This is a genomic window from Aquimarina gracilis (assembly GCF_035285365.1).
In the GTDB taxonomy this organism is placed as follows: domain Bacteria; phylum Bacteroidota; class Bacteroidia; order Flavobacteriales; family Flavobacteriaceae; genus Aquimarina; species Aquimarina gracilis.
Genome location: NZ_JAYKLX010000001.1, coordinates 101,989 through 113,204, shown reverse-complemented (window position 1 = coordinate 113,204; position 11,216 = coordinate 101,989). Strand labels below are relative to the sequence as shown.

Sequence of the window (11,216 nt, the reverse complement as noted above, 5' to 3'; positions counted from 1 at the left end):
GCTGTATGTTAAGCTAATGCATGTAAACACTAGAAAAGACTAGAGTTTAGAGCAGATTATTGAAAATTTAATACAAGTAATTTGAGGTTGTACTGAAAAACCTCTTTTTAAAACTGAAAGGAGAATGAAAAAGGGGATCCCTTATTGAAAGTTATCGCTTGTAAAAGCTTGAATGTAGTGAGGTCATTATCTGAATAGTTACCTGAACCTGCTGTTTGAATCGCTTGAATGCTTCTATATAACTCAACGTCATAAATATCTTTAAGAGATAGTTTCTCCAGATCATATAGAAAATCAATATCTCTGAGCTTTTGTAGAACTAAACAATCATCATGATTGGTAGCAATGCTATTGAATACTTCGTTATAAACAGCGTTCGAATTCCAGGAAAAATGCAAGAAAGAATTGTAGTCAAAGTCATCTTTAGAAATACCTAATAAGTAAAAACCGCCATCAAAGGTCGGTCCAATTGCACTATTACCATTTGCCAGTGCTTCTTCGGCTTTTCGAATATGTCTTACGTCAAGTTGTGGACAATCATTACCAATGGTGATTATTTTGTCATATCCACTTTCGAAAACGTTTTGCAATGCGTTAGAAAATCTTTCACCAAAACTACTACCCGATTGTTTTGTCTCGTCAAAATAGATAATAGGTAAACCACTGTGTTTTGCGATTTTTTTGGTTTTGTTACTTAAGGATGTTGCCAAATTGCGTTGTTCAAAAAATGGTTTGTTTTTCACTTCCGCTTCCGTCGAAAGAGAAAAAACAAGTAACGCTATGTTTGAGTTTGGCATGTAGTTGTAAGCAGTAATTTATTTGTCTGAGTACTGATAAGTCGTTGCAGTTAGCAGTTCATTACAAATTTCACTAAAATTATTGAAGATAGTAAAACCTTTGTTGTAAATAGATAAATTACAATACTTTAAGATTTTTGTCAATTATAACTACTTTTATATACCGGAAATAATAGATATATCCTTTGTATAATTATTAGCAGTAATTAAATGAACACCCTAATCAATGACATCATAGAACAACTCATCGAAATTCAGAGTGGAAAAATATGGATTGGAAGTTCGTATGAAAGTAAATTGAAGACTATTGACGATAATTTAGTTTTTGTAAGGCCCATTAAGGATTTACACAGTATTGCCGAAATCATTTCGCATCTTACCCTGTGGAGAAACGAAGCCATCTTAAAAATCAAAACAGGCAAAGGAAGCAAAACAGATGATTGCGAAGAAAATTGGCTAACAAACGAAAAGTTGAAAGTCAAGGGTTGGGCCAAGATAAAAGCAGAATATGATCATACGCTATCAGAAATGATAGCATTGCTAAAGGAAAAAGATGATAAATTTCTGGATCAAGAGTACTATGATACTGATTTTAAAGGAAATTTCAGATATAGTTTTTTAATACGTGGAATGCTTCACCATGATATTTATCACTTAGGACAATTGGGAATAATTATAAAATATTTAAAATAAATCTTGTCCATATATTTTCTAAACATTAAATAACACTAATCTCCATATCTACGTCTTTTTTTATCCATAAAACGTCATGAATATGTTTTTGTGTCGATCTAAATTTGTAAAACTTATTTAGATTAAATAAAAACAATATGCTCCTCGACACACAAACGAATCTAGTTATTGATCGCGAAATAGAACAATTTTTTGATTCACAATCAAAACATGCCTACGAAGAATACATCCAAAAAGCTATGCGCTATGTAACCTCTTTTTTGGATAGGAATCAATTTTATAGTGGAGATTTTATAAGTGATTTTACATCAAAGCAGCATTTAATTACTCCAGATCCGAATATCAATTTAACTATTGATGAGGCTTTAGATGAAATCAAAGAGCTTTATTTGGATCATACCATAGCATTTCATCATCCCGCTTATGTAGCACATCTTAATTGCCCGGTATTATTACCTGCGATCGTAGGTGATTTGGTTGCATCATCAGTAAATACGGCAATAGAAACTTGGGATCAAAGTACTTCAGCGACTCTAATAGAACAAGAAATGATTCGTTGGATCTGTTCCGAGATGAGATTACCTGATACTTCAGACGGTGTATTTACTAGCGGAGGTACTCAATCTAACTTCATGGCCTTACTCTTGGCCAGAGATGATTACGCATTTAAACATTTTGGGCTTAACCTCAAGGAAAATGGTTGGTCAGAGGTGGTTTCTAAATTCCGTTTCTTTTGCTCAGAGAAGGCACATTTCAGTATAAAGAAAAATGCCGCCTTAATGGGGATGGGATATAATGCTGTAATCCCGGTTGCCGTAGATGATAAGATGAAGATGAAGCCCGATGTTTTGGTGCAGGCCATAGAGAAAGAGAAACAATCGGGAAACATTCCTGTTGGTATTATTGCTACAGCAGGAACGACAGATTTTGGTAGCTTCGATCCTTTACAAACCATTGCCAAAATCGCAAGAGAATATGATATATGGTTTCATGTCGATGGAGCTTATGGTGGAAGCTATATATTAACAGAAACACATCAACATCTGCTCAGTGGAATAGAACAGGCAGATTCGGTGACTATTGATTTTCATAAAACGATGTTTCAGCCCGTTTGTTCCAGTGCATTTTTGGTACGGGATACAAAACATTTCAAATATGTGTCTTATTATGCTGATTATCTGAATCCTTTAGAGCACAGAGACGAAGAGTACCCTAATCTTATTGAAAAATCCATTCAGACAACCCGTAGATTTGATGCTCTGAAACTTTGGTTTACCTTAAAAATGACAGGAACCAAAACTTTGGGAGCATTCTTAGAAAAAGTACATTACCTGGCTCTGGATCTTTACTACAACATCAAAGATGATCTGTATTTTGATATTGCTCATAAACCTGAGCTTAGCACTTTGGTTTTTAGGTACATAGGCCTAAATGTAGATTCTGATACGCTGCATGACACCATTAATCTTTATATCAAGAATACTCTTTTTAAATCGGGTCAGGCATCTGTTGCCAGCACAAAACTCGATGGAAAAGTATACCTAAAATTTACCCTGCTTAACCCCAAAAGTACCATAGACGATTTGTTAAATATTATCCAGATGATAAAGGATACTGGAAAGGATTATAAAAACCATAATTAAATGAAACAAAGCCATAATAAAATGATGAAGGAAGATATAATTGATTTTGTAGCTATAGGAGTAGGTCCTATGAATTTGGGGTTGGCCTGCTTGACAGACCCCATTACCGAACTGGATGGAGTATTTCTGGATACAAGAAAAAACTTTGACTGGCATCCCGGGATGATGCTTCAGGATACCACACTTCAGATTCCTTTTATGGCCGATTTGGTCACTTTGGCTGATCCAACCAGTCTTTTTAGTTTTCTCAATTATTTAAAAGAGAAGGGGCGTATCTATTCTTTTTACATCAGAGAAAACTTCTTGGTTTTACGAAACGAATACAATCAATATTGCCAATGGGTAATTCAGAAGTTATCCAATATACATTTCCAAACCGAGGTTACTAATATTGTCTTCAATGAAGAAGAAAAATACTATACTGTTTTTTCTGTTTGTACTAAAACCAACGAACAAAAAGTATATAAAACAAGAAAGCTAGTTTTGGGTACGGGTACACAACCTTTTGTTCCCAAGTGCTGCCAAAGTTTAAAAGGAGAAGCTATTCACTCTTCAACCTACCTTTATCATAAAGACAAACTACAATCTAAAAAATCAATTACTGTACTGGGCAGCGGGCAAAGTGCTGCCGAGATTTTTTATGATCTTTTGCAGGATATTGATACCAAAGGTTATGAATTGAACTGGATCACGCGATCACCAAGGTTCTTCCCACTGGAGTATTCAAAATTAACACTAGAAATGACATCTCCAGAATACGTGGATTATTTCTATGATCTTCCGTCACACAAACGGGATGAATTGATCAAAAATCAAAAGCATTTGTATAAAGGGATTAATCAAGACTTGATTGCCGATATTTTTGATACCATCTATACGAAGCGTTTGATAAATGATGTAAAAATCAACCTGAGAACAAATTCTGAACTTCAAAAAGCAACATATGATGAGGCTCTTGGTAAATTTTACTTAGAATTACATCAATATGAGCAGGATAAATATTACCAGCATCATACTGAAGGACTGGTCTTAGCTACGGGGTATGCTTATCAGCAGCCAAAATTCATAAATAGTATCAAAGAGCAAATCCGTTGGGATGAACAAGGTAGATATGATGTGCATCGTAACTATGCTATAGATCATTTGGCTAAAGATATTTTTGTGCAAAATGTAGAACTACATACTCATGGTTTTGTAACTCCGGATCTGGGCATGGCAGCTTATCGTAATTCGTACATCATCAAAGAACTTGCAGGTACAGATTACTATCCTATTGAAAAACGAATTGCCTTTCAGCAATTTGAAGTTACTGAAGAAGAAGAAATTAAAAAGGAAGCGTCTGTTTTATGAAAAAAATCCTGATCATAATGACTTTAGTAGCCGTAGTAAGTGATTACTTATTACACCCCTTTTATCCACAGTTTTTTGAAGCTCGTTTTGGGGTAACCGATCCAGAATTAGTAGGGTATTATTTTGCTGCCATTTGTTTTATGGTTATGATTTCATTTCCATTTTGGGCATACGTTTCTAAGAAAGTTGCAGAGCTTAATATTCTAATATATACCCAGTGTATAGCCGGAATTCTAGCACTATTTTGTTATTGGACAAATTCGTATGTCAATTTCTGGATTATCTCATTGATGATGATATTATTTAAAGGAAGTTACCTTTTAGTATATCCTTATATCTTAAAAATTACTACTAAAAAAGAACATTCAAAAGTTATAGGAATACTCTCTGTGATAGTGCATTTAGGAGGAGTTTTAGGAGCTGTTATAGGTGGTGTTACGGTTGATGTAATCGATGCTAGTTATATCTTTTTAATTATGGCTCTTGGAGATTTTATTCAGATGGGGATGAGCGCATATCTGTTAAAAAACAAAACCTACGACACATCTAAATCTATTGAAAATAAGAAAAGTATAGCATTCGATGACAAGATAATTCCTAAGGGGTTTGTCCTCAAAATTGGATTAATCACGCTTGTATTGTATGGTAGTGGATTCATTACGCGTCCTTTTTTTTCGTCCTATTGGGAATACATATCTATCTATAATAGTAAACTTGTTTCAGGTACCATATATGCTATACCGGCCTTTGTTGCTTTACTTGTACTTTGGTGGGATATTAAAATAAAAAAGACAACATCCTCGGGAATCATAGTTCCACTTTGTATTGGAATTTTAGGGCTTTGGATACAAGGAATCCCCATTCCAGGGCTGGTAGTCTTAGGTAGGATACTCTATGGCTGGGCGGTTTTCAGGGCTATTGTTCGTTTTGATGTATTGCTTTTTGAATTTAGTAATCCAGAAACTTATGCAATAGATTATAGTAAAGTACACTTTTTTCAAAATCTTGGAGTGCTTATCTCATCATTTATAGTAGGTGTTCTAGTAGATCAATATGGGTTAGAAATTCCTTTTACCGTTGCATGGATCGGCTTTGGTATAACACTCGTGTTATTTGCTGTGTTTTTTAAAATAAAATTCAAAAGTTTCATTCTGAAAGCGACTTAACTATGACGATTATAAACAAAACAGAGATAGTGTTCTCTAAGCATTGTGAAGGTTTAGGAGAACTACAAATACGAAATTTAGATCATAAAAATGACTTGAAAATTATTCATGATTGGGTAACTCAACCTTATGCAAAATATTGGGGGATGCAAAAGTTTACACTTGCACAGGTCGAAAAGGAATACAAAGAAATAGAAGCCCGGCAACATCATCATGTTAGAATTGGAATGTTACACGATTTACCAATTTTTTTAATGGAGTATTATGATCCAAAAAGTGATGTAATTTCAAATCATTACAGGGTTATGCCGGGAGATGTGGGGATGCATATACTCGTTTCCCCAGCCAAAAAGAAAATCCCAAAGTTTACCTGGAAAGTATTTACCACAGTTATGGATTTTTTGTTTTCTAATAGTACTACTAAAAGAATTGTAGTAGAACCTGATATAGCCAATGAAAAAATACATGTTTTGAATTCAAAAGCCGGGTTTACTTATCTAAAAAAGGTACAGCTACCACACAAAATAGCAAAATTAGGCGTGTGTACTCGAAAAGATTATGAACATGCCATCAAAAAATGTACACTAAAAAAAACAGCAATGCATTCAACCTCTAATAGTTCAGTTTTATCCCACCAGATTTCACACCTAACACCCAGAGTTTGGTCTATTGTAAATAGGCGTTTAGTCAAAAAAGCAATTGGCGAATTTGCTCATGAGCTATTACTAGAACTTGAATTACTTGGTAAAGAAGAAAATTGGGACTTGTATAAGTTACATACAGATAGTCCTGAGGTTTTCTATTATTTTAAGGCTAAAAATCAAGCGCTAGATCACTTACATATAGATATTTCTTCTATTCTGAAAATGAAAGAGGATAAGGAAGTAGCTCTGGATGCTCTGGATTTTATTTTAGAATTAAAAACTACGCTAGGCATTCCTAATGATATGTTACCAACATATATGGAAGAAATAACCAGTACACTTTATGGAGCTGCCTATAAATATGAAAATCAAAAGTACAGTTCAGCGGCATTGGTTGATGCTGATTTTCAGGATATAGAGAAAGCAATGACCGAAGGACACCCGTGCTTTGTTGCCAATAACGGTCGTATTGGGTTTAATTCTAAACAATATCAGCATTTCGCCCCAGAAATAACAACAACTTTTTCATTAATCTGGATCGCGGCACATAAAACCAAAGCAGAATTTCATTGCACATCAGCATATGATTACGAAGAGTTTATTAAAAACGAACTCGGCGAAGTAACTTTTGAAGCATTTATAGAAAAATTAAAGGTTAAAGGATTAGCTCCCAAAGATTATATTTTTATGCCAGTACATCCATGGCAATGGGAGAATAAGATCAGTACCATATTTGCTCAAGATATTGCACAACAAGCTATCGTTTTATTAGGTGAAGGAGAAGATCAATATGCTGCACAACAATCCATACGAACTCTCTTTAATACTACAGGTCCAAACAAGTTATATACAAAAACGGCATTATCAATACTCAATATGGGATTTATGCGTGGCCTTTCGCCCTATTATATGGGAAGTACCCCAGTTATTACCGAATGGATTTCAGAACTATTAGACAGCGATTCACTTTTACAGCAAACAGGATTTACTATGCTAGGAGAGATCGCTACCGTTGGATATAGAAATCGATATTATGAGACCTTAGGAAAAACCGAAGCACATAATAAAATGTTATCTGCCTTATGGAGAGAAAGCCCATATGCAAAAATTACAAAGGATCAGAAATTAATGACTATGGCAGCATTATTACATTTGGATAATGATGGCAATTCGTTAATAGTAGAATTAATTAGAAAGTCCAATATCGATGTTGAGGTATGGTTAGAAAGATATCTAAATGCTTATTTGACTCCGTTATTACATTGTTTGTATCGGTATGAACTTGTTTTTATGCCTCATGGTGAAAACCTGATTTTGGTACTTGAAAATAATGTTCCGGTCAAGGTTATAATGAAGGACATTACCGAAGAGATCGCCATTTTTGATAATACAATTTCCTTACCCGAAAAAGCAAAACGGTTGCACGTTGAAGCAGATAATGAAATTAAGGCGCTAGCCATTTTTACCGATGTTTTTGATTGCTTTTTCAGATTCTTGTCTGATATCTTGGTTCATCAAGGCGGATATGACGAAAGTATATTGTGGAAAAAAGTAGCTCAATGCATTCTTCAATATCAAGGAGCGAATACTCACCTGTCTGATAAATTTCAAGAAATAGATCTCTTCGCACCACAGTTTAAAAGATGTTGTCTTAATAGATTACAACTAGCAAATACAAAGCATATGCTCAATTTGGCCGATCCCGTGGATAGTTTACAATTTAAAGGATTTATAAAAAATCCAATTACTCAATACAAAACAACAGAATTACAAGAAATCCAAAGCGCCTTATGAAAACTCAAAATAGAATTTTAGCCATAGACTTAGCAAGAGGGGTAAGTGTACTTATGGTCATCATTGTACATACCTTATGGATTTATGGTGATATTCCCACACAATCCGAAACCTGGTTGGGAACAGCTATCCACTTTATCGGAAAAGGAACCCCTATGTTTTTAATCGCAATGGGAGTATCATTTACCTTATCTCGTAATCGAAGTATTGTGCTATCTATCAAAAGGGCTTTTTACATTTTAGCGGTAGGTTACCTTATGAATTTTCTTAAGTTTGTACTTCCCGTTTTGATAGGGACCGTACCTGATAATTTTATTGAAGCTTATGGCTGGACCGCTCCTGCTACCCTAGAAAACATGGTCTATATGTTTAGCACCGGAGACATCCTGCAACTGGCAGGGGTTTCTCTTTTATTTATGGGAATTATCAACCATTTTTCAAAAAATAAATATGTGCCTTTATTAATTGCATTATTCATTGCTGTATTGACCAAGGAGGTACACGGTTTTCAAATAGAGATTGCAGGTGTGAGTTATTTGTTAGATCTTCTTTGGGGAGCCGGTTGGAATGTATATTTTGCAGTATTTCCTTGGTTTTCTTTTATCCTTATCGGAATGTTTTTCGGGATGTGGTATAAAGAAGGAAATAAGAGTAACAACTATCTCTTTTCTCGTATGCTTATATCGGGGATCATTCTGATGATAGTTGGTGGAGGGTTATGCTATTATAATTTTGAGTATCATTTTGGAGATTATTTTCACCTAGGTCCTGGGGGAACACTCTATTTGGCTGGATTTAACCTTGTGCTCATGTGGCTTGCGTACCAATTAGTAACAAGAGTAAAAGAAAATTCAATCTTTAAGTTCTTCTATTATTGTAGCAAACGTGTGACTACAATCTATGTGATTCAATGGGTGCTGATCTGTTGGGGGATGGGCATATTGGGATATCAACAATTTGGTATTACGGGTGTATTATTATTAATCCCTTTTTACATCCTATTGACACTGGCGGTTCAAAAATTTGGATTGGACAAGTTATTCGCAACACGAAAATCTAAAAAACAACCCCGTATTGCTAAAAAACAAATGGCCATACCGAAAACATGACGATATGAGAAAGTTTGATTGCGTTTCTATAGAATATTTTAGAGAAGAAGAGCTCTTACTCTGGAAAATAAAAGACACCGGAATGCCTAACTTTTGTTTACAGGGCCTTCAGGAGTTTCGAGAATTTTGTGACTGGGTGAAGACCTATTTTTCGCACCCTGATAGGCCTTTAAAGTTTATCGTTTCAGGATCAGAACATCTGGGTATTTACAATATGGGAGGAGATTTATCTTTTTTCCTGGATTGTATTCATAGCGATAATAAGGAAAGATTGCTTACCTATGCACATCTTTGTATTGATGCCATCTATAATATCTATACTTCCTTTGGTTTGTCAGCAATAACTATTGCACTAGTAGAAGGAAATGCATACGGCGGCGGGTTTGAATGTGCCTTGGCACACGATTTTATTATTGCTGAAGAACAGGCACAGTTTTGTTTACCTGAGAATAAATTCAATTTATTTCCGGGTATGGGAGCTCATAGTTTGTTGACAAGAAAGATTGACGTTGTAGAAGCCGATAGATTGATTCGCAGCAGTAGAACCTATAAAACAAGATTCTTACAATCATTAGGGCTAGTAGAAAAAGTAATTGAAAGCGGAAAGCCTATAAAGAGTCTAAACGACTTTGTAGATAAAATCTCAGAACAATTCAACTTTGAATATCATCATATACAATGCAAAAAGATGGTCAACCCTTTATTGAAAAAAGAGCTGTTAGAGATCACCAACCTCTGGGTTAAAGCATGTATGAAAATAGAAGCATTCGATCTGCGAAAAATGGAAATTTTGACTAAAGCACAGTCGCGTAGAGTAAAAGTGACAGCTGTTTAATACGTTATAACAACCTCTTAGCTTGACGATATTTTTTTGGTGTTACACCTTCAATTTTTTTAAAAGCAGCCGTAAAATGTGTAGAATTTTTATATCCTACCAGTTCTGATATTTCATAAATAGGTTTTTGACTATGTTGTAGCAATTGTTTGGCTTTATTCATTCGAAGTTCTGAAGCATATTCAAATATAGTTTTGCCAAATAAAATTTTAAACTCCTTTTTCAATATAAAATCGTTTAGACCTATTTGCCTGGATAATTGTTGGATAGAGTATTGAATCGAAAGGTCTGAAGTGATGAGGTGTTGTGCCTGATAAAGCTTTTTTACCATATTGTCTATTGGTAAAGTTGTAATTTGTTTTGGCTTAGTAGAACTTTCTAGTTTTAGAGCAATCAATTCAAGCGTTTTTGATTCGAGAAACAGGCGTTTTAATAACCCTTTTCGCTTATCTGTTAGAATTTCGGAAAGGATCTCTTGGGTTTTAGGGCACAATGGTCTCAAAATATTGTCTTGTAATTGTAGTAAAGCATATTTTTCCAGGATGTTGTATTCTTCGTCTAGTCGATGTCTTTTTATGAAATCAGGGCTCATTCTAATTTTAACTTCCTTGAACCGTTTGCGTTTATGATAAGATACCGAGCCTCGAATTTTTGATAGATACAAAAGGTAACATTCCTGACTTTCGTAAGCAAGATCTTCATCAATACCATCTATTTTTATAATTTGCTCACCTTCAATAAGAAAAGAAAGTTCCAGAAAATCGGTAGAAAGATATCCTTCAAAAAGAAAATCTTTTTTTAGCATCACATCAAAAACACTTATCCGAAGGCCATCAAATCTATGATTTTCAAAATACCCCATGCCAAATTCTTCAAGAAATTTATACATTTTTGAAGTAATACCACACTGCTCTTGAGTCTTGATTAACTCCAAAATTGAGTAAAAGGTATCGATCTTTTTCCTGTTTTGTGTTACGGCTATAAATGATGTCTTTTTACGTCTTTTTTTATCCATAATGCGTCATTTTTATCCTTCTCTAGATACTAATTTTGCATTTTAAATTTATTTAGACCAAATATAAATAACAATTTTACGGTCGCTAAAATAAACAAAAAATTAGTATAGTCAGTGGTTATTTTAAAAAGAAAAAGTAGCATCTTTTTCCTGTTTTTTGCTGTGCTTTT

Annotated in this window: 9 protein-coding genes; 7 read left to right on the top strand and 2 right to left on the bottom strand. The window is 34.4% G+C overall.

Annotated features, from left to right (window positions below; all coding sequences use genetic code 11):
• Positions 1–107: 107 nt before the first annotated feature.
• Positions 108–797: a TIGR04282 family arsenosugar biosynthesis glycosyltransferase gene (locus U6A24_RS00425; protein ID WP_324177954.1), complete on the bottom strand. Its 690-nt coding sequence runs from the start codon at positions 795–797 to the stop codon at positions 108–110.
• 210 nt (positions 798–1,007) lie between these two features.
• Here U6A24_RS00425 and U6A24_RS00420 point away from each other — a divergent pair, with 210 nt between their 5' ends.
• From U6A24_RS00420 to U6A24_RS00390, 7 genes are all read left to right on the top strand, one after another.
• Complete coding sequence (locus U6A24_RS00420) at positions 1,008–1,490, top strand: DinB family protein (protein ID WP_324177953.1); 483 nt, start codon at positions 1,008–1,010, stop codon at positions 1,488–1,490.
• Positions 1,491–1,627: 137 nt separating this feature from the next.
• A complete protein-coding gene (locus U6A24_RS00415) occupies positions 1,628–3,133 on the top strand; it encodes a pyridoxal phosphate-dependent decarboxylase family protein (protein WP_324177952.1) in 1,506 nt (501 codons plus the stop codon).
• The gene (locus tag U6A24_RS00410; protein ID WP_324177951.1) at positions 3,134–4,483 is read left to right on the top strand and encodes a lysine N(6)-hydroxylase/L-ornithine N(5)-oxygenase family protein; all 1,350 of its coding nucleotides are present in this window, start codon (positions 3,134–3,136) and stop codon (positions 4,481–4,483) included.
• Complete coding sequence (locus U6A24_RS00405; RefSeq protein WP_324177950.1) at positions 4,480–5,649, top strand: MFS transporter; 1,170 nt, start codon at positions 4,480–4,482, stop codon at positions 5,647–5,649. The genes U6A24_RS00410 and U6A24_RS00405 overlap by 4 nt, the downstream gene beginning before the upstream one ends.
• A 2-nt stretch (positions 5,650–5,651) precedes the next feature.
• Positions 5,652–8,087 carry a GNAT family N-acetyltransferase gene (locus U6A24_RS00400; RefSeq protein ID WP_324177949.1) on the top strand — a complete coding sequence of 812 codons (2,436 nt, stop codon included), beginning with the start codon at positions 5,652–5,654 and terminating at the stop codon, positions 8,085–8,087.
• Positions 8,084–9,196 carry a heparan-alpha-glucosaminide N-acetyltransferase domain-containing protein gene (locus tag U6A24_RS00395; RefSeq protein WP_324177948.1) on the top strand — a complete coding sequence of 371 codons (1,113 nt, stop codon included), beginning with the start codon at positions 8,084–8,086 and terminating at the stop codon, positions 9,194–9,196. Before U6A24_RS00400 ends, U6A24_RS00395 begins: the two co-directional genes overlap by 4 nt.
• A 4-nt stretch (positions 9,197–9,200) precedes the next feature.
• Positions 9,201–10,031: a crotonase/enoyl-CoA hydratase family protein gene (locus U6A24_RS00390; RefSeq protein ID WP_324177947.1), complete on the top strand. Its 831-nt coding sequence runs from the start codon at positions 9,201–9,203 to the stop codon at positions 10,029–10,031.
• Between the two features lie 4 nt (positions 10,032–10,035).
• Here U6A24_RS00390 and U6A24_RS00385 read toward each other — a convergent pair whose 3' ends face one another.
• Positions 10,036–11,046 (bottom strand): helix-turn-helix transcriptional regulator, encoded by a 1,011-nt coding sequence (locus tag U6A24_RS00385; RefSeq protein ID WP_324177946.1) that lies wholly within the window; start codon positions 11,044–11,046, stop codon positions 10,036–10,038.
• Between the last annotated feature and the right edge of the window lie 170 nt (positions 11,047–11,216).

What these genes read in the sequence shown, in the direction of transcription:
- U6A24_RS00425 (WP_324177954.1), bottom strand. Translation starts at nt 797, where the DNA reads ATGCCAAACTCAAACATAGCGTTACTTGTTTTTTCTCTTTCGACGGAA.
- U6A24_RS00420 (WP_324177953.1), top strand. Translation starts at nt 1,008, where the DNA reads ATGAACACCCTAATCAATGACATCATAGAACAACTCATCGAAATTCAG.
- U6A24_RS00415 (WP_324177952.1), top strand. Translation starts at nt 1,628, where the DNA reads ATGCTCCTCGACACACAAACGAATCTAGTTATTGATCGCGAAATAGAA.
- U6A24_RS00410 (WP_324177951.1), top strand. Translation starts at nt 3,134, where the DNA reads ATGAAACAAAGCCATAATAAAATGATGAAGGAAGATATAATTGATTTT.
- U6A24_RS00405 (WP_324177950.1), top strand. Translation starts at nt 4,480, where the DNA reads ATGAAAAAAATCCTGATCATAATGACTTTAGTAGCCGTAGTAAGTGAT.
- U6A24_RS00400 (WP_324177949.1), top strand. Translation starts at nt 5,652, where the DNA reads ATGACGATTATAAACAAAACAGAGATAGTGTTCTCTAAGCATTGTGAA.
- U6A24_RS00395 (WP_324177948.1), top strand. Translation starts at nt 8,084, where the DNA reads ATGAAAACTCAAAATAGAATTTTAGCCATAGACTTAGCAAGAGGGGTA.
- U6A24_RS00390 (WP_324177947.1), top strand. Translation starts at nt 9,201, where the DNA reads ATGAGAAAGTTTGATTGCGTTTCTATAGAATATTTTAGAGAAGAAGAG.
- U6A24_RS00385 (WP_324177946.1), bottom strand. Translation starts at nt 11,046, where the DNA reads ATGGATAAAAAAAGACGTAAAAAGACATCATTTATAGCCGTAACACAA.